General features: G+C 64.7%; 23 protein-coding genes and 1 pseudogene. 14 read left to right on the top strand and 10 right to left on the bottom strand.

Annotated elements, in window-relative coordinates:
• The first annotated feature begins 50 nt into the window (after positions 1-50).
• The 3 genes from pqqB to ACAM54_RS31690 are packed head-to-tail and all read left to right on the top strand — an operon-like array spanning position 51 to position 4,098.
• On the top strand, positions 51-983 hold the full coding sequence (gene pqqB, locus ACAM54_RS31700; protein ID WP_369651073.1) for a pyrroloquinoline quinone biosynthesis protein PqqB: 933 nt from the start codon (positions 51-53) through the stop codon (positions 981-983).
• Positions 980-3,094 (top strand): 4Fe-4S binding protein, encoded by a 2,115-nt coding sequence (locus tag ACAM54_RS31695; protein WP_369651074.1) that lies wholly within the window; start codon positions 980-982, stop codon positions 3,092-3,094. The genes pqqB and ACAM54_RS31695 overlap by 4 nt, the downstream gene beginning before the upstream one ends.
• The gene (locus ACAM54_RS31690; protein ID WP_369651075.1) at positions 3,091-4,098 is read left to right on the top strand and encodes an FAD:protein FMN transferase; all 1,008 of its coding nucleotides are present in this window, start codon (positions 3,091-3,093) and stop codon (positions 4,096-4,098) included. Before ACAM54_RS31695 ends, ACAM54_RS31690 begins: the two co-directional genes overlap by 4 nt.
• 9 nt (positions 4,099-4,107) lie before the next feature.
• Here ACAM54_RS31690 and ACAM54_RS31685 read toward each other — a convergent pair whose 3' ends face one another.
• Complete coding sequence (locus ACAM54_RS31685; protein WP_369651076.1) at positions 4,108-4,452, bottom strand: high-potential iron-sulfur protein; 345 nt, start codon at positions 4,450-4,452, stop codon at positions 4,108-4,110.
• A 10-nt stretch (positions 4,453-4,462) separates the two neighbouring features.
• On the bottom strand, positions 4,463-6,256 hold the full coding sequence (locus tag ACAM54_RS31680) for a PQQ-dependent methanol/ethanol family dehydrogenase (protein WP_369651077.1): 1,794 nt from the start codon (positions 6,254-6,256) through the stop codon (positions 4,463-4,465).
• Between the two features lie 566 nt (positions 6,257-6,822).
• Here ACAM54_RS31680 and ACAM54_RS31675 point away from each other — a divergent pair.
• The 4 genes from ACAM54_RS31675 (at position 6,823) to ACAM54_RS31660 (ending at position 9,001) form a co-directional block, all read left to right on the top strand.
• Positions 6,823-7,347: an AAA family ATPase gene (locus ACAM54_RS31675; RefSeq protein WP_369651078.1), complete on the top strand. Its 525-nt coding sequence runs from the start codon at positions 6,823-6,825 to the stop codon at positions 7,345-7,347.
• A 114-nt stretch (positions 7,348-7,461) separates the two neighbouring features.
• The gene (locus ACAM54_RS31670; protein ID WP_369651903.1) at positions 7,462-7,773 is read left to right on the top strand and encodes a hypothetical protein; all 312 of its coding nucleotides are present in this window, start codon (positions 7,462-7,464) and stop codon (positions 7,771-7,773) included.
• Positions 7,774-7,828: 55 nt separating this feature from the next.
• The gene (gene arr / locus ACAM54_RS31665) at positions 7,829-8,224 is read left to right on the top strand and encodes an NAD(+)--rifampin ADP-ribosyltransferase (protein WP_369651080.1); all 396 of its coding nucleotides are present in this window, start codon (positions 7,829-7,831) and stop codon (positions 8,222-8,224) included.
• A 204-nt stretch (positions 8,225-8,428) separates the two neighbouring features.
• Complete coding sequence (locus tag ACAM54_RS31660) at positions 8,429-9,001, top strand: hypothetical protein (protein WP_369651081.1); 573 nt, start codon at positions 8,429-8,431, stop codon at positions 8,999-9,001.
• A gap of 46 nt (positions 9,002-9,047) precedes the next feature.
• On the opposite strand, the gene ACAM54_RS31655 is transcribed toward ACAM54_RS31660, so the two are convergent.
• Positions 9,048-9,665, bottom strand: a complete 618-nt coding sequence (locus tag ACAM54_RS31655; RefSeq protein ID WP_369651861.1) for a TetR/AcrR family transcriptional regulator — start codon at positions 9,663-9,665, stop codon at positions 9,048-9,050.
• A gap of 126 nt (positions 9,666-9,791) precedes the next feature.
• Between ACAM54_RS31655 and ACAM54_RS31650 the strand changes: the two genes are divergently transcribed.
• On the top strand, positions 9,792-10,208 hold the full coding sequence (locus ACAM54_RS31650; protein ID WP_369651082.1) for a 4-oxalocrotonate tautomerase: 417 nt from the start codon (positions 9,792-9,794) through the stop codon (positions 10,206-10,208).
• A gap of 78 nt (positions 10,209-10,286) precedes the next feature.
• On the top strand, positions 10,287-10,682 hold the full coding sequence (locus ACAM54_RS31645; protein WP_369651083.1) for a VOC family protein: 396 nt from the start codon (positions 10,287-10,289) through the stop codon (positions 10,680-10,682).
• Positions 10,683-10,825: 143 nt separating this feature from the next.
• Here the strand turns inward: ACAM54_RS31645 and ACAM54_RS31640 are convergent, their stop codons facing one another.
• The 5 genes and pseudogenes from ACAM54_RS31640 to ACAM54_RS31620 form a co-directional block, all read right to left on the bottom strand.
• A complete protein-coding gene (locus ACAM54_RS31640) occupies positions 10,826-11,458 on the bottom strand; it encodes an isoprenylcysteine carboxylmethyltransferase family protein (protein WP_369651084.1) in 633 nt (210 codons plus the stop codon).
• 659 nt (positions 11,459-12,117) lie between these two features.
• Positions 12,118-12,345, bottom strand: a pseudogene (locus ACAM54_RS31635) (IS3 family transposase); the annotation flags it as partial.
• A gap of 135 nt (positions 12,346-12,480) precedes the next feature.
• Positions 12,481-13,005, bottom strand: coding sequence for a PA2169 family four-helix-bundle protein (locus ACAM54_RS31630; protein ID WP_369651085.1), 525 nt, complete (start codon positions 13,003-13,005; stop codon positions 12,481-12,483).
• Between the two features lie 495 nt (positions 13,006-13,500).
• Positions 13,501-14,298: a serine hydrolase gene (locus ACAM54_RS31625; protein ID WP_369651086.1), complete on the bottom strand. Its 798-nt coding sequence runs from the start codon at positions 14,296-14,298 to the stop codon at positions 13,501-13,503.
• Between the two features lie 258 nt (positions 14,299-14,556).
• Positions 14,557-16,116 (bottom strand): oleate hydratase, encoded by a 1,560-nt coding sequence (locus ACAM54_RS31620; protein ID WP_369651862.1) that lies wholly within the window; start codon positions 16,114-16,116, stop codon positions 14,557-14,559.
• A 430-nt stretch (positions 16,117-16,546) separates the two neighbouring features.
• Between ACAM54_RS31620 and ACAM54_RS31615 the strand changes: the two genes are divergently transcribed.
• From ACAM54_RS31615 to ACAM54_RS31595, 5 genes are all read left to right on the top strand, one after another.
• Positions 16,547-17,083, top strand: coding sequence for a GNAT family N-acetyltransferase (locus ACAM54_RS31615; protein ID WP_369651087.1), 537 nt, complete (start codon positions 16,547-16,549; stop codon positions 17,081-17,083).
• 197 nt (positions 17,084-17,280) lie between these two features.
• On the top strand, positions 17,281-17,790 hold the full coding sequence (locus ACAM54_RS31610; RefSeq protein WP_145747829.1) for a GNAT family N-acetyltransferase: 510 nt from the start codon (positions 17,281-17,283) through the stop codon (positions 17,788-17,790).
• Positions 17,745-18,122: a CPCC family cysteine-rich protein gene (locus ACAM54_RS31605; protein ID WP_369651902.1), complete on the top strand. Its 378-nt coding sequence runs from the start codon at positions 17,745-17,747 to the stop codon at positions 18,120-18,122. Before ACAM54_RS31610 ends, ACAM54_RS31605 begins: the two co-directional genes overlap by 46 nt.
• Before the next feature lie 184 nt (positions 18,123-18,306).
• A complete protein-coding gene (locus ACAM54_RS31600; RefSeq protein ID WP_369651089.1) occupies positions 18,307-18,618 on the top strand; it encodes a DUF5076 domain-containing protein in 312 nt (103 codons plus the stop codon).
• A 90-nt stretch (positions 18,619-18,708) separates the two neighbouring features.
• On the top strand, positions 18,709-19,275 hold the full coding sequence (locus ACAM54_RS31595) for a lysozyme inhibitor LprI family protein (protein ID WP_369651901.1): 567 nt from the start codon (positions 18,709-18,711) through the stop codon (positions 19,273-19,275).
• A 228-nt stretch (positions 19,276-19,503) separates the two neighbouring features.
• Here ACAM54_RS31595 and ACAM54_RS31590 read toward each other — a convergent pair whose 3' ends face one another.
• Both ACAM54_RS31590 and ACAM54_RS31585 read right to left on the bottom strand, forming a co-directional pair.
• A complete protein-coding gene (locus ACAM54_RS31590) occupies positions 19,504-20,508 on the bottom strand; it encodes a Bug family tripartite tricarboxylate transporter substrate binding protein (RefSeq protein WP_369651090.1) in 1,005 nt (334 codons plus the stop codon).
• A gap of 48 nt (positions 20,509-20,556) precedes the next feature.
• A complete protein-coding gene (locus tag ACAM54_RS31585) occupies positions 20,557-21,804 on the bottom strand; it encodes an acyl-CoA dehydrogenase family protein (protein ID WP_369651091.1) in 1,248 nt (415 codons plus the stop codon).
• Positions 21,805-21,813 lie beyond the last annotated feature (9 nt).

The following is a 21,813-nucleotide window of genomic DNA, read 5'->3' as shown; positions in this document are numbered from 1 at the left end:
CCCACTCGAGGAGACTTCATGCAACGGCCGGCCCCCGCGTTCGAGGATTCATGAAAGTCCTGGTCCTCGGCTCCGGCGCGGGCGGCGGCTTTCCGCAATGGAACTGCAACTGTCGGCTGTGCGCGGGCCAGCGCCAAGGCGTGCTCGATGCCTGCGCGCGCACGCAAAGCTCCGTCGCCGTCTCCGCCGACGGCGAATCGTGGGTGCTGCTCAACGCCTCGCCAGACATCGGCCAGCAGATTCGCAGCCACCCCCAGCTGCATCCGCGCCGCGGCCTGCGCGACACGCCGATCAAGGCGGTGGTGCTGATGGACGCGCAGATCGACCACGTCGCCGGGCTGCTCGGGCTGCGCGAAGGGCCGCGCATCGACCTCTATGCCACGCCCTGCGTGTTCGAGGACCTGACCACCTCCTTCCCCGTGCTCGGCGTGCTGGAGCACTACTGCGGCACGCGCTGGCACATGCTGGCGGTGGCCGGCACGCAGACGCGCGTCGACTTCGGCGTGGCCGGCTTTCCCTCGCTGCGCTTCACCGCGGTGGCCATTCCCGGCAAGGCGCCGCCCTATTCGCCGCACCGCCGCGGACAGGCGGTGGGCGACAACATCGCGCTGCTGATCGAGGACCTGCAGGGCGGGCGGCGCCTCTTCTATGCGCCGGGCCTGGCCGAGATCGGTCCCGAGGAACTGCGCTGGATGCACGAGGCCGACTGCCTGCTGCTCGACGGCACCTTCTGGACCGACGACGAGATGCGCCACGCCGGCCTGGGCACCCGCAGCGCCAGCGACATGGGCCACCTGCCGCAGACCGGCACCGGCCCGCGCGCCGGCATGGTGGACGCGCTGCGGGCCACGCCGGCGCGGCGCAAGGTGCTGACCCACATCAACAACAGCAATCCGATCCTCGATGCCGCGAGCGCACAGCGCCAGGAGCTCGAGCGCCATGGCATCGAGGTGGCCTACGACGGCATGGAGATCTCGCTGTGACCGGGCGGCGCCTCCTGGCGGCGGTGCTGCTGATGGGCACGGCGCTGGCGGCGCAGGCGGGCGTGATGACGCGTGCCGCGCTGCAGCGGCATTTCCCGCCGCCGTGGACCGTGGGCGAGAAGGACGCGCAGCTGCCAGTCTGGCCGATCTTCAAGCAGGACATGACCAGCCCGGTGCTCGCGGGCTACGTCTTCGAGTCGATCGACTTGGCGCCACTCCCCGGCTTCTCGGGCACGCCGATCAACCTGCTGGTGGCGCTGGATGCGAAGGGCGCCTTCCTCGACGTGCGCGTGCTCTCGCACCACGAGCCGGTGTTCCTCGAGGGGCTGGGCGAGGGGCCGCTGCTGCGCTTCGCCGAGCAGTACAAGGGCCTGTCGCTGCGGCAGAACCTCAAGATCGGCTCCAACGCCAACCGTGGCGAGCAGCACGGCAGCGCCAACGCCTACATCGACGGGGTCGCGAAGGCCACCGCGTCGGTGCGCATCCTCCACCAGAGCCTGCTGGCGTCCGCGCTGCGGGTGGCGCGCGCGCGGCTCGGCTTTGCCGCCGGCAGCGACCCGGCCCTGTTGGCGCGCGTGCGGCACGACGGCTTCCGGCCGATGGACTGGGAGGCGCTGCTGCAGGCCGGGCTGGTGCAGCGCGTGCGGCTCTCGCGCGGCCAGGTGGAACGGGCCTTCGCAGGCACGGGTGTCGATGAGGCGGACGGCACCGGCGCGGCCTCCGGCGAGACCTTCAGCGAGCTGTACCTGGCCTACCTGAACGTCCCGGCCGTGGGCCGCAACCTGTTGTCGGAAGCGGGCTGGCAGCACCTGCTCGGCCGCATCGACGAAGGCGATCATGCGCTGCTGGCGATCGCCACCGGCCGCTACACCTTCGTGGGCGACAACTTCGTGCGCGGCGCGGTGCCGGACCGCCTGACGCTCCGGCAGGGCGAGCTGCCGCTGGAGCTGCGCGACCTCGACCTGGACGATCCGCTGCGGCTGCCGGCCGCGCTGCGGCGCGCCGATGCCAAGGTGTTCCGCGTCATCGGGCCGGCCGGCCTGGACCCGGCCCGGCCGCTGGACTTCGCGCTGCGCGTGACGCGCGAGAAGGGCATGCTCTATGGCGAGCGGGTGAGCCGCGACTTCGCCCTGCCCTACCGGCTGCCGCCCGACCAGGTGATCGCGCCGCAGGGCGAGGCCCGGGGCTGGCTGGCCGTGTGGCAGGCGCGCGCCTGGGAACTGGCGGTGCTCGCGGGCGCGCTGGCGCTGCTGGCGGTGGTGCTGGCGCGGCCGCGCTGGATCGTCGCCACGCCCGCGCGGCTGGCGCGATTTCGCACCGGCTACCTGGTCTTCACGCTGGTCTTCATCGGCTGGTTCGCGCAGGGCCAGCTCTCGATCGTCCACCTCACCGCCGCGATCCAGGCGCTGGCAGCCGGGCGCTCATTGGCTTTCCTGATGTACGACCCGATGAGCGTGGCCCTGTGGGCCTTCGTCGCGCTCACGCTGGTGGTCTGGGGACGCGGCACCTTCTGCGGCTGGCTCTGCCCCTTCGGCGCGCTGCAGGAGCTGGCGGCGCAGCTCGCGCGGCGCCTCGGCCTGGGCAGGCGCCTGCGGCTGCACCGCGACCTCGATGCGCGGCTCAAGCGGGTCAAGTACGCGGTGCTGGCCGTCATCCTCGTGCTGGCGGCGCTCTCGCCCGCCTGGACCGACCGGGCGGTGGAGATCGAGCCCTTCAAGACTGCGATCACGCTGAACTTCGTGCGCGCCTGGCCCTTCGTGGCCTGGGCGGGCGGCCTGGTGCTGCTGAACCTGGTGCTCTACAAGGGCTTCTGCCGCTACCTGTGCCCGCTCGGCGCGGGGCTCAAGCTGCTCGGGCAGGCGCGGCTGCTGAAGTGGATTCCGCGCCGCGCCGAATGCGGCACACCCTGCCAGACCTGCCGGCACCGCTGCGAGTACCAGGCGATCAAGCCCGACGGCGCGATCGTCTACGGCGAGTGCTTCCAGTGCCTGGACTGCGTGGCCATCCACGACAGCCCCGAGCGCTGCGCGCCGCTGATCGCGCGCGGGCGCCAGCGGGTGATCCCGGTGCGCGCGGCGGTCGCCACCACCGTCGGCCGGAGCGCGGCATGAAGCGGCGCCAGCTGCTGCGCCTGTCGCTCGGCCTGGGCGCGCTGGCCGGCGGCACGGCCCTGGCGCCGGCCGTCACCGCGCTGCACTGGGGCCGGCGCGACCTGCTGGGCTTCGGCACCGCGCTGAGCCTGCAGGCCGGGCACGAACGCGAGGCGGTCGTGGAACGCGCGCTCGACGAGGGCGTGGCGCTGCTGCGCCGCATCGAGGCGCAGATGAGCCTGTTCGATCCCGCCAGCGCGCTCTCGCGGCTGAACCGCGAGGGCCGGCTGGCCTCGCCGCCGCAGGAGTTGCTCGCGGTGCTGCGCATCGCGCACGAGGTCTCGCGCGAGAGCCGCGGCGCCTTCGACATCACGGTGCAGCCGCTGTGGGAGGCCTTCGCCGCCGCACAGCGCGAAGGCCGGCTGCCGGACGCGCAGGAAGTGGCGGCGGCGCGCGCACGGGTCGACTGGCGCGCACTCGACGTGCGGCACCGGCTGGTGCGCTTCGACGCGCGGGGCATGGCGGTGACGCTCAACGGCATCGCGCAGGGCTTTGCGGCGGACCGCGTGCGCGAGGCGCTGGCGGCGTGCGGCATCCGGCATGCGCTGGTCGATGCCGGCGAGTTCGCGCCGCTCGGGCTGCGCGGCGGCACGCAGGCCTGGTCGCTCGGCATTGCCGACCCGCAGGCCGAATCCGCGCTGATCGCACGGCTGCTGGCCGACGGGCGCTGCGTGGCCACCTCGGCCGACAGCCAGACCTTCTTCAGCCCCGACCGCCGGCACCACCACATCGTCGATCCGCACACGGGCTACTCGCCGCCGGCCCTGTCGGCCGTGACCGTCGCGGCGCCCAGCGGCGCGCTGGCCGACGCGCTCACCAAGGTGTTCTTCGTCGCCGGCCCCGCGCAGGCGCGGCAGGTCGCACGCCAATGGCAGGTCGATGCGCTGTGGGTCGACAAGGCCGGGCGGTGGGAGGCCACGCCCGGCCTGCGGATCGAGCCGGCCGCGCGGCGGCCGATGCCGTAGCTGCGGCGATCAGGCGGGCTTGGGCGCCCAGGCCTGGCACCAGCCCTTGGCCGCGATCTGCTTGCGGCCGAACATCGCGCAGCCCGCCCAGGCATCGGAGGGCGTGCCCTGCCACATGGCGCAGTTCACGCACTCCTGCGTGGCCGCGTGGCGCGGGTACTTCTTCTTGTCGACGCTCTTCGTGTCGTGCCTGTAGCCCAGCTGCACGGCCGTCTCGTCGCTTTCCTCGGCGCGCGGCGGCGCGGCCAGCACGCGCACCGGCAGCGCCGCCAGCAGGCAGGCGCCGCCGGCCGCGCGGCCGACGAACTCCCGGCGGGAGGCGCCGCGGCCTCCTTCGCTGTTGCGATCCGTCATGCCGCCTCCTTCAGTTGGACGCCACGCGGGCCTCGCCCGCCCGGGCGGTGCGCGCAGTACCGGCGGAAGGGATCTTGAAGACCCACACCATGCCGCCCTGCTCCAGCAGGTTGACCTTCTTCGCCACCTCGCCGCCCCACAGCGGCACCGCGCCGCCCCAGCCCGAGACCACGGCCACGTACTGCTCGCCGCCCTGCTGCCAGGTGACCGGCGGCGCGACCACGCCCGAGCCGGTCTGGAACTCCCACAGCACCTTGCCGGTCTTGGCATCGGCGGCCTTCAGGTAGCCCTCGGGCGTGCCCCAGAACACCAGGTTGCCGCCGGTGGTGAGCACGCCGCCCCACAGCGGCGCGCCGTTCTTGATCTCCCAGGCGATCTTTCCGCTCTTGGGATCGATCGCGCGCAGCGCGCCGATGTAGTCCTCGTTGAGCGGCTTGATGGTGAAGCCCGAGCCGAGGTAGGCCGCGCCCTTCTTGTAGGCCACGGGTTCGTTCCAGATGTCCATGCCCCATTCGTTGGCGGGCACGTAGAACATCTTGGTGTCGGGGCTGTAGGCCATCGGCATCTGGTTCTTGCCGCCCAGGAAGCCCGGCGCGGCGAAGACCGAGCTGCCCTTCTTGCCGTCGCCGCCCGCGACCGGATCGCCCGGGCGGTTGTCGGCCACGAAGTTCGGGCGGCCGGTCTTCAGGTCGATGCCGTCGGCCCAGGTCGTCTTCCTCACGAAGGGAAAGGCGTTGAGCAGCTGGCCGGTGGTGGCGTCGTTCACGTAGAAGTAGCCGTTGCGGTCGGCCTTGCCACCCACGCGCCGGCCGTCCATGTCGAAGGTGACGAACTCGTTCACGCCGTCGAAGTCCCAGCTGTCGCTGGGCGTGTTCTGGTAGTGCCACTTGATCTGGCCGGTCTTCACGTCGATGGCCACGGTCGAGCACGAGAACAGGTTGTCGCCCTTGCGCAGGTGGCTGTTCCACGGCGCCGGATTGCCGGTGCCGAAGTAGGCCAGGCCGGTCTTGCTGTCGTAGGTGCCGCCCAGCCAGGTGGCAGCGCCGCCGGTCTTCCAGAGGTCGCCCGGCCAGCTCTTGTTGACGGTGCCCGAGACGCCCGCCTCCTTCTTGTTGCCGTCGTTGTCGTAGGTGTAGCCCATGTGGCCTTCCACCGTGGGGCGCGACCACACCATGCTGCCCGTTTTGGCGTCGCGCGCCTCGACGCGGCCGACGATGCCGAACTCGCCGCCCGACACCCCCGTGAGGATCAGGCCGTTGGCGATGATCGGCGCCGCGGTGGCCGAGTAGCCGGCCGCGTAGTCGTCGATCTTCTCCTTCCAGACCACGTTGCCGGTGTTCTGGTCGAGCGCCACCAGCTGCGCATCGAGCGTGGCGAAGATCACCAGGTTGTCGTACAGCGCCGCGCCGCGGTTGACCACGTCGCAGCAGGGCATGATGCCCTCGGGCAGGCGGTGCTCGTACTTCCACAGCTTCTTGCCGGTGGTGGCGTCGAGGGCGTAGATGCGCGAGTACGAGGCGGTGACGAACATCTTGCCGTTGTGGATCACGGGCTGCGCCTCCTGGCCGCGCTGCTTCTCCCCGCCGAAGGAGAAGGCCCATGCCGGCGCGAGCCGGGACACGGTGCCGGTGTTGACCTGCTTCAGCGGCGAGTAGCGCTGGCCCTGGGTATTGACCCCCCAGGTCAGGACGTTGCCGTTTGCCGTGGCTTCGGACTGGATCATCTTGTCCGTGACTTGCGCGCCGGCGCCGCCGGCCGCGGCCAGGCCGATGGCCATGAGCGCGTTCAAGAGCTTCAATTGCATGGGATGTCTCCTCGTGGGTGTGGATAGCGGCTCGGGCGTGCCATGCGGGCATGCCTTCACGGGAGTCAAGGGCAATCTCCATGCCACGCGCAATGCAGCCTTCCAGGGGCTCTTTCGCGCATCGCGCGGGCTGCCGGCCGCGGGTTTTCCCGCTGCATTGCTACAAGGTCGAACAGCGCGCGGGCCGGCACCGTTGCATCCCGGCGCAGTGGTCGGGCCGTGCAACGGGTCGCTGCGGCAGGTGCTAGGTGACTGACGGTGCCGGCGCACATGTTCCACAGCGGCAGCGCCGCGCACAGCACGGCGGCGGCGCCAAATTGCTCCGTCCATGCGCGCTGGACCGGCCTCGCGCCCGCGTGGAAGAGCATCAGCGCCTCGAACGGATTGCCGAGCCCTCCGGAACTCGCTATCTTTGCCCTCCAATGGCTTGTTCGCAGCTCGCGTCGATTATTCGCACCATCCGAAGGATGGTGGGTTAGCGCGCGGCCCGAGTCGCCAAAGCAACCCGCCCCACGAGGCGGGTTTTTTTCTGTCTCCTGGGCTCCTCAGAGTTACTGGAGATTGGAATGCTCGAAACCGAAACTTCGCGGACGGCCGCCGCCGCCTCCTCCTTGCCAGGGGTCCTGCATATGGTCTGCGGGAAGATCGCCTCCGGAAAGTCGACGCTCACCAGGCACCTCGCAGCGCAGCCGAAGACGGTTCTCATCAGCGAGGACGATTGGCTCGCGCGTCTTTACCCGAACGAGATTCATGCCCTCGCGGATTACCTTCGCTGTGCCGGCAGATTGCGTGAAGCGATGTCGGGCCACGTCGAGGCGCTGCTCGCGGCCGGCACGTCCGTCGTATTCGATTTCCCCTCGAACACCGTCGCAGCAAGAGGATGGGGCCGCGGCGTCTTCGAGAAGGCCGGGGCCGCCCATCGCTTGCACTACCTGGATGTTCCCGACGAAGTCTGCAAGGCGCGCCTGCGCATTCGCAACCTCTCGGGAGAGCATCCGTTTGAAACGACGGACGCGGAATTCGACGAAATAACCAGTCACTTCGTCGCGCCATCGGCGGAGGAAGGCTACGACATCGTGCGATATGACTGAACGGCCGATGAAGTTCGACACGCTGCCTGAGACTTGTCTCGTCGGCGCGGCCTTTGCAATTCGCGTTCTAGGGGTTCAGCTCCCACTTCGGGCTCATACCAAGGGGTTGATGCGATGGGACTCTTCTGGTCTCGTGCACCAGCTCACGGGGATACTGCCGAGGGCTTCGTGGGCATGACCAATGACCCGTTCCCGACTCGGCCAACTGCGGACTTCCGCACCTGCACGCTGCACGCTGCACGTAGCCTCATGGAGAAACAGGACGCCGCTTCTGCGCCTGTGCGTTCAAGAAGTTGCAGGCTGAAGTGGTCAAAGGCGGACGCTTCTTGCATTCGCACCCACAAGCGGGCGAGCTGGCCAGGAGCTGTCTTTCAAAGACGCCCTGCTGCACCCGAAACGGGGCCCTCGCTCACACGGCCTATGTGAACATCCACCCGAGTAAACTCCGCGGCTTTTCGTTTCTGCAGAGGAGCGACTTGCGATGGCTGTCTTGGACACCGGCCCTTACTTCCACGGAACGCGGGCGGACCTCCAGGTGGGCGACCTGCTCACCGCAGGCTTCCGCTCAAACTACGACGGCGACGTCGTGATGAACCACATCTACTTCACCGCCTGGCCCAAAGGCGCCGGGCTGGCTGCCGAAATGGCGAAGGGCGACGGTCGTCGCCGCGTCTACATCGTCGAACCGACAGGCGCCTTCGAGGACGACCCCAACGTCACCGACAAGAAGTTTCCGGGCAATCCCACACGCTCCTACCGCAGCCGGGAGCCGCTTCGTATCGTCGGCGAACTGGAGACCTGGGAACTCTTTGACGCGGAATACATCCTGCAGTTGAAGGAGCGCGTACGCGCAGGCATGGGAGAGATCATTAACTGAATCGCGCCTGCCGATGCCGCGCAGGATAGCGATCGGAAAAAACTGGATGTTGGCCATATTTTGGGCGTTGCAGCTGCGCGGCTGAATTCGGCCACATGCCATCATTCAGCCAGTTGCCACGGGTCCCGCGAGACCGCTCGTTCGCGGCGCTTGCCAATCTAGAAGCCTTCGAGAATGCCTCCATCAACTGAAGCCCTGCAACGATTGAGCGACTTCGCCTCTGGCAAAACCCCGGTGTCCGAGTTCGAGCAACAGCTCTACAACGATCCGGACATTGAAACCTTGCTCTCGGCAGAGAGCGCTCCTCGATTTTGCCAAACGGGGACGACGCTGTTCCACTACCTGATCGGGCTCGACTTCAGCGACCCGGGCCACGTGCTCAACGCACAGAACGTACTGGTCTCGTTGCTCCAGAAGCACGGAGTGGAGACGGCGCTGGCCGGGACCGCAACGGCGGAATATGCGCTGCTGCTCGATGCCCAGCCGCGCCGGCTCGGCGCGGACGTCAAGTTCCTTGCCTCATTACTCGATGCCGCACCACCCCTGCCTTCCAAACAGAGAAAGGCATGGCTGCGTCAGAGAATCCTGGAACTGTTTAAGTACGCCAAGCAGCCCCCGCGCTGGTTGCAGGCTCCAGCGTGGCCCATCGGAGATGCTGGCCCTTTGGTTTTCCTGGGGCAGTTTCCTGTGGCCGACTACTTTCATGACGAGGCGGCGGTGTATGTTTTCCATGATCCGGCGAAGGACGCGTTCACAACATTCGTTCAGCTCTGCTGAACTCGCGGCATGAGGACAATCACCAAGACGACCTTACAAGCCACGCTCAAGCGGCTTTCTTGACCGAAATCTTTCCGCTTGGCGCACCGAGCAATGCGTGTTCCGTCCCTGCAGCGATCTGGTCCGCGAAGGCGCCGCTCCCGACAGCACGTGCGAGCGTGACAGCGCCCGCAAGCGAAGAGAGGGCGGCGCAAGCGGCTCCCACGTCCCGTGGCGCACCTGGTGAGGCGGGACCATCGATGATCGCCTGTGCAACGTCGCGCAATGCCGTCTCAAACGTTGTACGGGAGGCTTCGTCCGATCGCGCCACTTCCGCCGGCATCGTCTGCAGCGTGCAACTCTCTGACAAGTCGCACGTGCGCTTGGCACCGAGGTAGAAGCGCACAAACTCCGGCCACCAAGCGCGTCCGTGCTTTTCTTGGAAGTACAGCACGCCACCCCGCAACTCGGCCATGCCCTGTGCGACCGATTCCCGGAATGCGTGGGCCTTTGAGTCGAAATGCACGTAAAAGGCACCCGATGTCAGGCCTGCTTCCTTCGCCAGGCCGTCCACCCCGATCCCGCCGAATCCAGCCTTGCGGAACCCGCGACCTGCGCCCTCCAGGATGCGTTGCCGCGTCTGCACCTTCTGCTCGGACCTTGACACAAGAAGCTCCTTCGACATGTGAAGCCAACAATTGTAGTTGTTCAAAACACGATCGTTATGTATTATCGAATAACGGTCGTTACTTGAAATGCCCTGCAGATCGCAGCGTGTGAGTCGATGCCGTTCTTTCTACTTGGAGTACCCATGCCACTTACCCTCACCCTCACCGAGGGCGTTCTCCCCAAAGGCCAGGAAAAAGCCGCCTTCAGCCGACTGTCCGATGCCATGCTCAAGTGGCACGGCCTGGCGGGAAACGAGGCGATGGCGCCCAACATCGTTGGCTCGATCCACGTCTTGCCGAAGGAACACACGTATTCCGGATCCAAGGAGGCCTCCGTGGCCTTCGTGGAATGGAAGGTCCCATCCTTCGCGTTCGCCAGTCGGGATGTGCAAGTCGGCTATATCGAAGAGGCCACGAGCATCATTCATGAGCTGTCTGGCGAGCACCACCCGAAGGAGCGCATATGGGTCAACGTCGTGCACGCGGTGGACGGGGCCTGGGGCATTGCCGGGGCAGCCCTCACCAATGCGCAGCTCAGTGAAGGGGCTGCTTCAGCCTGACACGCCCGGGGCAGCAACACGGTCTACCGGGTGGTAGCAGACAGTGTCGTGGCTCCATTCGCATCCAAGTACACCATCATGCAACTCTCGAACTATCTGTTCTTCACCACAAACTGTGATCAGGCTCTGGCCTTCTATACGGAGTGCGGTCTTGGCCGTGTCGTCGAGGTTCTGCGCTACGGAGTCGATAGCATGCCCGTGAAGAACGAGGCCATGCGCGGCAAGGTCATGCACGCGAAGTTCGAGGGACCAGGCCTGCTCTTCTATGCCTCGGACAACGAAGACGCCGAACCGATGCGGGGCTCCGCGCACTTGCTCGCGATGGACGACCGAGGTGCCACGAACAAACTCTTCCAGGCCCTGGGTGCCGACGGAACAATCACAACCCCCTTGGGCATCCAGCCCTGGGGCGACTACTACGGCAAATTGACCGATCGTTTCGGTGTCCAGTGGATGCTGAACTGCGCCGAGTGAGATCGTTGGCAGAGCGCCTCTTGAGCACGGTCTTCCTGGTCGAAGTCTCTTTTGGAGCAAGCGGAAGGTCGGCGATGGGCCCAAAGCTTCGAGGGTGCGACCGGCTACGGTCGGCCAGTTCCAGTAAACGGCTGCCCCATTTCCTACCAGACATAGGGAATGAGACGATGACGCACCTGGCTCGCATATTCGTTGTATCCGGGAAGATCGCGGCGCAAGATTTTTTCCTCATCAAGAAGCCGCCAGACAAGCACCGGCAGAATGAGCGGGACGAGACAGAGCGTGAGCCATGAGCCGAGTGCAAGCGGCATTCCGATGAAAAGCCAGAGCGCGCCAGCGTACATGGGATGACGCACATAAGCGTAGGGGCCGCTGTCGATCACCTTTTGATCGTCCGCGACGCTGATGTTGGCTGCTGCATAACTATTGACCTTCAGGACCCAGAAAATAAAGAGGAATGACAATACGATCACGACGTTCCCGACAAAGGAGAGATATGCGGGCACCGGCGAGACGCCAAATCGGTAGTCGAGTGAAGGCAGGATGATGAAAATGAAAAACGCGAGGATGATGAGCGACACGATGATCTTCTGCGGCCATTCTTTCTCATGCTGTGGTCCGGCATTCATGCGGCGTTCGAGAAGCGGCCTGTCGTGGAGGGCGAGATAGACGGTGAAGCCGATGGTCGAGGCGGCAAAGACTGCGATAAAGAGCCAGCCCTGCCAGTATTGCCACGTGCCCGCGGGCAGGAAAATGAAGGCAACGAATACGGCCATCCCCGCAACTCCTTGCGCGATGGCTTTCTTGAAGAGCGGATCCATAGTCAAGTGAGTGGTATACCCGACGCCCCGCTCCGCAACAAGCGGCCCAAGTGCGATCCCAACTCGGAGCGAACCTTGTTCAGTCTAGGGGAAGACGCGGCTTGCGCGAACAGATCCCCCTCGACTTGAACGGACGCCAAGGCGCCCCCGCCCCGGAAGATGGCCCGGCGTGAGCCCCAATCGCCACCCCCTTGATTTCCGATAACCGCTCTGGAGGGGAAGACTGGCAGCAAAGGCCCCTTGCGCCTACAGTCTGTCCGGCTACAGTCGGCCAAGACCAGACATTCGAGCACAACCTCTGTCGTTGCCTCGACGCGACCTTCGACCATGAAGGAAACTGCACTGCCGCGAATCTCGGCAGGTATACGCGGGTTCACGCTTCCGGCCGATGGAGCCATGCAGGTCCTCGACTGCGACGAGGTGTTCCAAGTCAACCTACGCAATCCTTCTGTCGAGATCCTTGCCCTAACTCCGGACGCTTTCGAGGCCGAGCACGCTCAATCTCTGACCCGAGGGGATACGGATAAAAAGTTGGACTGCGTTACGTCGCAAGTCCGAGACTTGCCGGTATTCGACATGGCTGAGAGAGCCAAGGGAGTCGACCGTGGCGCCCTCCGGCCGAAGAAGCCTTCGCACGCCGCGTTGTCAGGCGAGCACCCCTTGAGAGCCATCGAGCGAACCAGCTTGGCGTCACCGATCCGCGATCGCCAACCAGGCCAGCGACAGTGAGCACCACGATCGGAGCGGACGAAGGGTCGGTCGTTGGTATCGACCACCGTCTCGATGGCCGCATTCGTCATCGCGTTGACGAGCTCAGCGTCTCGACGCCTGCCAATGGACCAACCGCCAAACGCGCCAGCTCGCCCGATTCTTCGGCCAGACTGTCGAGCAGCGGCTGAGCCACATCGATGCTTCGAAATTCGGGGAGTGGAACTAGTTCTACGATTGCATCGACGACACGCACCGGACTGTCTTCGTCACGCGCCTAGGCGGATTTCGCCGCGCAGCACCCGGAGCTGATCTTGGCTTTGCTGCGCGCTTGCAGCCTGGCGCTCGACCAGGTCGCGGACGTCGGGTGGCAGGTTTCGTTGCATCGCCTCGCGGTAGAGTGCGACGGCTGCCTCTTCGCTACGTTCGCAGTCGTCAAGCAGTGACAACTCACTGTTGGCACCGATGGCTCCTTTCACCCGCACCCACCCCCGGTGGATGGTCGCCCCGGTCGTACCACACTCGATGGGCGAGCCTCCATGGCGCCGAATCATTCGTTCCAAGTCATCGCAGGCCTCGTGGTACTGCGAAGCGCGCCGGTTGAACGACTGCCTCAGGCTTGATGCAGAAGGCACCTCTCGGGCACAGGTGCGAAAGCCGTGTTCGCCGTCGCGCGCGTGTTCGAGCAGTTCGCTCAACACATCGACCGCCTGCTCATCGGCCGGCACATCGGCAAAAGGAACGCGATCAGCACAAGGTTGGTCGGCGCGACGCAAAAGGCTGCCATTGGCCATGATTTGCTCCTTGGTGTTGCTTGATGCGGAACAGAAACAAAACCGTCCAGGCCGCCGCGGCGCAGCCTTGCGAGCTATGGTCGCGTGCCGCAGGGCTCCCGGCGTCGTCTCCTAATGACGAGGCTTGTAGGTGTTGACCGAATCTGCAACAGCGGCAGGCGGAGCGCCATTCCGTGACTCGCTCGACACATCCGGACGAAGCATCTGCATGATCCCGGCGCAAACCGTCGGCGATCACCGGCGCGGACGTTTTCCTACTGCAAGGGCCGTTTTTTCCCTTCGCCAACCGAGGTGACGCTGGCTACCGTGACAGCATACCCACCACCGAGGAAGTCACATGAAAAGCATCATCCTTTGGCTATGCGGCGTGCCCATCGGCGTCATCATCTTGTTGAAGGTATTCGGGGTCTTTTGAGGGCGACGAGGGCGATTGCCCTCTTACAAGGGCGTTCCAGTTCGGCGGTCCATGACACGGCACATGCTGCTCGGCGCGGCTCACAGGGCGTCACAGGTCAGATCCGGCAAGGCCTGCGACGCGCTCGCGGCGGCGTGGAAAACAATGCCTGCGTTTATGGCGGGATTGTTCCGTGAGCTTCCGTCGTTGGTCCAACGGGCACCCGATGCCATCATCATCACGTTGCGCACCGTCACGCCGTCATAGGCACTGCCCGCCAGCCGCGGCACGTATTTGATGACCGGGTCATCGATGCTGGCGATGTAGCCGTCCTTCACGGCCGCGCCGATCAGCGTCGAGGTAATCGATTTGGCCACCGACATCGACATCCAACGCGTCCGCTGCGTGTTGCCGTACTGGTAAGTCTCATCGGCGATCTTGCCGTCCTTCAGAATGAGCAGGCCCGCCACACGATTCACCGACATGAACTCGGCGAGGCTGTATGTCGCTGCGTCTACCATGAAGCTCACCTGCGTGAGCCGCGAGCCCGCCGAGGGCAGTGCAGAGGGCGTGGCGCCGGGTTCGATGGTGCGCGTCGGAAACAGCCGATCGATGTTGCGATAGGTGTTGACAGCCAAGTCGGGGGAAAGTGCGCCGTCGTAGATCTGGCGTACCGTGCCGATGGGTTCCGATGCATGTGGGTAGCCGCTAGGGTTGCCATCGTCCGGATTGGGCGCGCCGCCATTCGCGGGCGGAATGCCGACGATCGGAAGAGCAGCGCCGCCACCCCCGCCGCCGCACGCGGCAATCAGCATCGCCGTCGCGATCAAGAGAGCCGAAGGAGCTGCGTGCGGTGCGCGCGATAGTACGAATGCCTTCTTTTGAACACCTTGATCCACCCGGCCTCCTTGTTGGTGTGACGCTCGATGAGCGATGACGATGCGCTTTCGTCCCTCGCAGCGCGCCGGCGCGGAGCAATTGCCCGACTAGATCAGCAGGCAGAATTCGGCCACGACCGGTCGATCGTGAACGACCGCAGCAAGCGAAGCCAGCCGGCCGCTGGAGAGTTTGCCAAGACGGTTCAACAGGGCGAGTTGATGACCTGCAACATCGGAGCGGCGTTGTTCTGCAACTTCGGCGCGAGCCGTGTTGCGACCTCAGCTGAAGGACTTCACCAGCGAATCGAACATGACCTTGAGCGAGTGGTCGTGACGCGTGATCGGTGGCACCTGGCGTCGCACGCCCAGCAACTGATAGACCGCCATCTGCGCCGCACGCACCGAATACTCGACCGTGAACACCACGTCGTCGCCGATCTCGACGAACTGACTCACGAAGGCCAGGTTGCGGGAGCACTTGGGCACCGGCAACGGCCGGTCGGTCTTGGCGCGTGGCATGAACATGCTGGTGATGTAGGGCAGGCGGCAGGGGATGCAGATCGCGCCGGCCAGCACCTCGGGGTCGAAGTTCAGGTGGCCGCGCAATTCTTGCAGTATCTCGGCGCCGCTGCAGTCGCTCATCGCCTTGGGTACGAAGTTTCCGACGCGGTCTGGCTGCAGCGCGTAGCCCCAGAAGACCTGCTGGTCGGCGCGCTGGTCGCGGAAGTGGGGTTGGTGGTACAGCACCACCGACATCTGCCAATTCGAGTCCTTGAACGTTACCAGTCCGCCGGTACCAGCACGGTCGCCAGAGAAGCTCTCCATGCGGTCGAAGAAGGCCGTCGTATTGCAGGTGACCGTGAACGAGGCCCAGTATGACTCGGCGATGCTGCTGTTGAACGCTGCGGGGTTGCCGAATTCCGGCCGGCCGCGTGCGATCTTCTCCCATAGCGTCCAGCCGCCGCTGTCGGCCATCGTCAGGCGCGGCGCGGCGAACTCCATCGAACCAGTGCTCGACGCATCGGTCATCGACGCGTTCTGGAAGAAGACCAAGTCCTCGGCGCCGACGGCGATCCGTCGCGTGCCCGCGTCGTCGAGCACATGCAGCGCCTGCACTGTGACCTGGCCTCCTTCGTCGCGCAGGTCCATTTCGGTCACGGTCGTGCCGCGCACGAAATTCACGCCGCCCGCGCGCAGCCATGCTTCGAGTGGCTGCACGATCGAGTCGTACTGGTTGTAGACCGTGCGCTTCACGCCTGCCAGAGTCTCGATGCGCGGGAACTCATTCATGAAGCGATGCAGATAGCGCTTCAATTCGACTGCACTGTGCCAGGGCTGGAAGGCAAAAGTAGTCTGCCACATCCACCAGAAGTTGGTACGGAAGAATGGGGGCGAGAGCCAGTCTGTGATGCGGCTGGTGCCCAATGCGTCTTCGGAGGTCTCGGCGAGGCGCACCAGCTCCAGCCGGTCGGCGTTGGTGAAACCCATCGAACTCAGGTCGAGCTTGAAGCGGTGCTGGTCGACAAGGCGCGCACTCGAGTGGGCCGGATGCTCGCGGTTGAAGCGAGCCGTCTCTTCAAAGACCGATTCTTCCGGGTGGTCGAGCGAGGGGATGGTCTTCAGCAGATCCCACAGGCATTCGTAGTGGTCAGAAGTCAGCATGCGCCCACCACGCAGAGAGTAGCCGCCGGTCGCATGCGGCGCGGCGTCCAGGCTGCCGCCGGCAATCGCCGAGCGCTCGATGATGGTGATCTGTGCGCCCGCGACGCCCGCGTCACGGATCATGAATGCCGCGCCTGCCAGAGAGCCGATGCCGCCACCCACAAAATATGCTTTCACAAGAAGCTCCTTGATTCGGTCAGGGCATCCTAGGGTGCGCGGTGGCGCCGGTGCTTGACCAATATCAAGCTGCGGCTGATCGTTTGGAATGACTTGCGGGCCTCCCGCGGACGAGTTCTTGCAACCTTCGACCCTGCGTCGGCCATCAAGTCGTCGGCGTTGATGATGGGACTGGATATGAGAAACACGTTCCACGCACGAACATCTGGAAGCCGTCTGCCAGCCCTGAGGTCTGGCCTCCCATTGCGGTCGCAACGAATGACGGCTTTCGAACAAGCCAGCTGACGGCTTCGGCCCCCCGGCGCCAACCACCTTCGACTACAGTCGGCCACGATCGGACGTTCAGTCTCAAGCATCGGCGCTTGCAAACGAGCAGCGACTTGATCTAGTCTAAATTGGTGAATGCGCAGGCGGCCTCAAGGAGCGAACCATGACAAGTGCGAACCTGACCTACCGGCTTGCCTACCGCGACGACATTGACGCGCTAAGGGCCTTGATGGACGCTGCAATATCCGAATTGCAGAAGCCGTTCCTCGACGAAAGCCAGATTGCGTCGAGCCGGGCGATCATGGGGTTGGACACCCAGCTCATCGATGATCGAACTTATTTCGTCGTGGAAGTGGACGGCAGGGTTGCAGGTTGCGGTGGATGGAGCCGCCGCGCCACCCTGTACGGCGGAGACCAGTCGCCCGGTCGCAGCGCTGTCCTGCTCGACCCAGCGAAGGATGCGGCGCGGGTCCGCGCCATGTACACCCACCCGCAACACACGCGCAAAGGCGTGGGTCGGCTGATTCTCTCGCTCTGCGAGGGGGCGGCACGGTCCGAAGGCTTCAAGAAAGTTGAACTGATGGCCACCATGGCAGGCGAACCGCTCTACCGCGCCTGCGGCTACGAGCCATGCGAACGCCTCACGGACGACCGCGGCGGCGTTGCGGTCCCGATCTTGCGCATGAGCAAGCCGCTATGAAGCAATCCCGTTGCACGCCTGAACGGCGGTGCCAAGTACAAGGTCGTTGGGAACGCTCTGCTTCCGCACGACGGCTATGCCGGCTCAGGTGCGAAGCGCCGTAAGGCGCAACCGGCTGCAGTCGGCCAGGAGCGGACTGTCGAAGCCAAGACAGAATCCGACGATGGCTTAACCGACACCCGCATCACAGGAGTTCAATGAGCGTCGAAATCAGGAACGAGATGGCGAATGACGTGGATGCCATTGATGCAGTGACGACCGCTGCATTTCTGGCTACGCCCCATACAGACCATACGGAGCAGTTCATCGTCAAGGCGCTGCGCAAGGCTGGAAAGTTGACAGTATCCCTGGTCGCAGCGGTCGACGGGGAAGTAGTCGGCCACGTGGCTGTATCGCCGGTATCCATCTCGGACGGGGCTTCGGGCTGGCATGGTCTTGGCCCCATTTCAGTGTTGCCGGCCTATCAGGGCCAGGGGGTTGGCTCACGCCTCATGCGCGAAGCACTGAGTGCGCTGCGCGAAAGCGGAGCCTTCGGGTGCGTCGTTCTCGGCGAGCCCGGCTTCTACGGTCGATTCGGCTTTCGGGCCGAGCCCGGCCTTGTCCTTCCGAACGTTCCGCCCGAGTACTTCCAGGCCGTGTCCTTTGGCGGCGCAGCCATGCCATGCGGCAATGTGTCGTACGACGAGTCGTTCAACGCGCGGGCCTGACGGAGGCGGCATGCGGCCAACAGCTGTCGCTCACGATGAGTGGTCCATTTGATATGAAGACGCCTACCTACGTCGTCCCCACAGAAAAGCCTGGTCTCCCGTGCCCCTGCTGTCGACATATCACCCTCGCAGAGCGCGGCGGATACGAGATTTGTCCAGTGTGTTTCTGGGAGGACGACGGACAGGACGACGATGACGCATCCGTCGTTCGAGGAGGTCCGAACGGGAATCTCAGTTTGGCTCAGGCCAGGGCGAACTTCAGGTCGCTAGGCGCCTGCGATGAGCGAAGTGTTCAACGTGTTCGAAAACCATACCTGTTTGAGTTGCCGTGACGTCAGTCGGCCACAACCGGTCATTGGTGCCGGACGTGGAAATCCCCCATAGCGGACGTCCAACCTCGTATCCATCAAATCGAGCAAAACCGAAGCGTATGAAGCTTATCTCCTCCTTTAGCCTGCCGTGAAGCTAGCCGACTACCTTCGGCGGGAAGCAGACACATAAATAGGACTGAATTGAATGAATGAGCGGCTGATTCCTGAGGCGGCGTATCGAGACAAAGATGCCGTTGAAATGCTGCGTGTTTGGATAGCTGAGAAGCGCCTTCATTGCTCGATCAAGGTGGGCATGTACGCCGAATCAACGTCGATTGATGAGGCTAAGGCTTGGGGCACCATCCTGGCCGATGCCGCGCGACACATCGCGAACGCCCTGCATGAGGGGTACGGCCAAGGTTCCGCGGATTCTTTGCAGAAGATTCAGACCCAAATGAATGCGGAGTTGGACGCCCCCAGTTCACCGGCCGAAGGTAAATTCGTCAAGCGTCACTGACAGATCGGGCAAAGCCAGCAACGGGCCCGTTCATGACGGCGGCGCAACCGCTACAGGCGGCCATTTGCGGTCACTCATAAGTTCAAGCAAATGACGATGAAGTCCTCTGCAGCTATACGTGCATTCGTGCTGATTGCATCAGTCATGTCGGAGCAGCCCGGCTTGGCATACGCACAGGTTGAGCCGTCTGCGCCTGCGACGCCGCGTCAATACGTCCGATGCACGGCCTTTGACCTCGTCGAATCACCAGGTCGCGCACCACAGGACAAGAACTGTCCGAGCACTGCGCTATTCAGGGACCCGAGAGAACCGCTGTTGCCTGTTCGAGTTTGCAAGGAAAGCTTACCGAGCGAAATGGACGCGTATTCCAGCGCTTTTCTAGCTGACTCCGACGAGCGTCTAAACACCGTGTATCGAGAAGCCCGAGCGAAGCTACTTCTCACTAATAAACCGCGAGAGCGCCAACTGGTGGTCGCTCAAAGGCAATGGCTCCGGTTTCGTGCAGCCCACTGCGATGAGCAGAGCTATAAACATGGCAGAACGAAGTCCGTTCAAGGTGACACGTTCCACTACCGCGCCTGCTTGGACTTGGAAAATATAAGGCGCACTCACTACCTCGAAATTATCGTTCTGGGACGGCCAGCTTCGACCTCTTGACAAGTCCGCTTTAAATCGAAGCGGAAGACGGCTTCGGACCCGAGGCCGCCGATCGCCTGTCTCCAAAGCCGAAGTAGCGAGCTCTCGAAGCTGGTTTTCGCAGAGCTCATTTCTGAAGCACAGCCAAGCTCGGCGGCCGCTGCAGGACCTGATAAAAACATCGCCTCACAAGGAAAAGGAAAACGCGAAGGCAGTTCATTCGGCCGAGCACCCCAGCGCGAGCTTTTTCTAAAGCGGCGATATCTTGGCGCTCTTCATCATCTGCCCTGTCAACTCGACTTCATGCCGGATAACCTGCAGATAACCCTCGGGTGTCGAAGGCGAAACCTGGCTACCCAGTTCGCTCAATGATGCGATCACCTGGGGGTCCTTGAGCATTTGGCTGAAGACCTCGTAAACACGCGCCGCGATCGCATCGGGCGTGCCCGCGGGCAGCGAGAGCCCGCCCCATGACGTCAGTTGCACTCCCTGCACGCCTTGCTCGGCCAGCGTTGGCACGTCTGGCAGGCTGGCGTTGCGCCGCGTGCCGGCAACGCCCAGTGCCTTGAGCTTGCCGGCCTTCACCTGCGGGAAGGCCACCGCGAAGATGGGCATGCCGAAGCTCACCTGCCCGCCCAGCACGGCGTTGACCAGCTCGGACGCGCCCTTGTACGGAACATGAGTGGCGCTGATGTCCGCGGCATTGAGGAACAGCTCCACGCCAAGATGCGACGGCGTGCCCACGCCGCCGGAGGCATAGTCCAGCTTGCCGGGGGCGGCACGCGCCTTGGTAACGAGGTCCTGCAGCGTCTCGATGCCCGACGCCGGGTTGACGACCAGCAGCACATCCGACGTGGTAAGCCGCATGACATGGCGGAAGTCCTTCATCACGTCGTAGCCGGGGCTGCGGTACATCAGCACGTTCGCCGCCATGGGCGCGGCGGAGTAGATCCATGTGTATCCGTCGGGCGCGGCACGGGCAACCTGGCGCGCGCCGATGTTGCCGGCGGCACCGCCCTTGTTTTCGATGACGACGGGTTGGCCAAGCAAGCGGCCGGCCGCCTCGGCGAGGATGCGCGCGCCGGTGTCGGGACCGGTGCCGGCCAGGTAGGGCACAACCCACTTGATGGGGCGGCTGGGCCATTGGTCGGCGGCCTTTGCGACGTTCATGAACGGCAGCAGAGGCGCTGCGGCCAGTGCGCGGCAAAGCGCACGGCGTGAATGGTCGATGCAATCGGTAAGTTCGTTGTTCAATTTCGCTTGTCTCCGGTTTTTTTTGCTTTGTGATTCGTTCTGGCCTGCCTACGGCGCCTCGCCGAGCAGCTCGCGCGCGATGATGTTCTTCTGTATCTCGCTGGTGCCCGTGAGCACGCGGTACATGCGAAGCATGCGGAACAGGAACTCCACACGCCGGCCCTGCACGATGCCTTCGCCGCCGTGGATCTGCACCGCCGCGTCGGCAATGCGAAAGGCCGCTTCCGAGCAGAAGAGCTTCGCCATCGACGCATCGGCCCGCGCATCGCCGCCTGCGTCGAGCTGGCGCGCGGTCGAGATCATCAGCGCGCGCGCTGCAGCCAGCTGCGTGGCCATGTCGGCCAGCGAATGCTGGATGGCCTGGAACTGAGCGATCGGCCGACCGAACTGGCGCCGCGTGCGCGCGTAGTCGCGGGCATCCTTCAAAGCCACCGTGGCCAAGCCCACCATGCCGGGGCAATGCAGCAGCCGGTTGACGGTGATCCGGCCCAGCGCCAGCGCCAGACCGCGGCCCGGCTCGCCGATGAGGTTGGCGGCGGGCACGCGGCAATCGGTCAGCAGGATGTCGCCGGTGGTGGACTGGCCCGCCATGGTCTTGTAGCCGGCCTTCACCTCCACGCCGTCTTGGCGCAGGTCGACGAAGAAGGCCGAGATCTCGCGTCGTTCGGGGTTGTCGGAGGTGGACGCCATCAGCACCGCGTAGTCCGCAAAGGGCGAGCCCGAGATGAAGCGCTTGCGCCCGTTGACAACATAGGTGTCGCCCTCGAGGCGCGCCTGCGTCTGCAGCGCGCCGGGGTCCGAGCCGGCCTCGGCCTCGGTGAGCGCGAAGCAGATGGCCTTCTCGGCCTGCGCCACCGGCACGATGAAATTCGCGAGCTGCATCGGCGTGGCATAGCGCGCCAGCGCTCCCACGCGCGGCGGGCCGCTGAGTTCTCCGAACACATGCGGTGCCAGGGGCGAGCCGCTCGCGTAGATCGATTCCTTGATCAACACGTGGTCGAGCAGCGAGAGCCCCAGGCCTCCCATCTTCGTGGGCAGCGTCATGCCGTAGAAGCCCAGTTCATGCGAGCGTCGCCACACGCGCTGCAGCGTGGCTTTGTCGGCACCGTGCTCGTGATCGATGCCTTGCTCGCGGACCAGCGCAGCCAGCTCGCCGTCGATGAAGCCACCGATGCGCGCAATCAATTCGGCCGCGCGTTCCGAACCTTCGAACGGTCCGTCGAACAGCGGAGAGCGCACGCTGGAAGCAGCGGCGGCCGCGCCCGTGGGCTCGGATGCAATGGTTTGCGTTGTCATGGTTGTGCG

It is taken from the genome of Variovorax sp. V93 (genome assembly GCF_041154485.1).
Lineage (GTDB): Bacteria > Pseudomonadota > Gammaproteobacteria > Burkholderiales > Burkholderiaceae_C > Variovorax > Variovorax beijingensis_A.
Note: the sequence above shows the minus strand (reverse complement) of the source record. Positions and strands in the feature narration are given on the sequence as shown.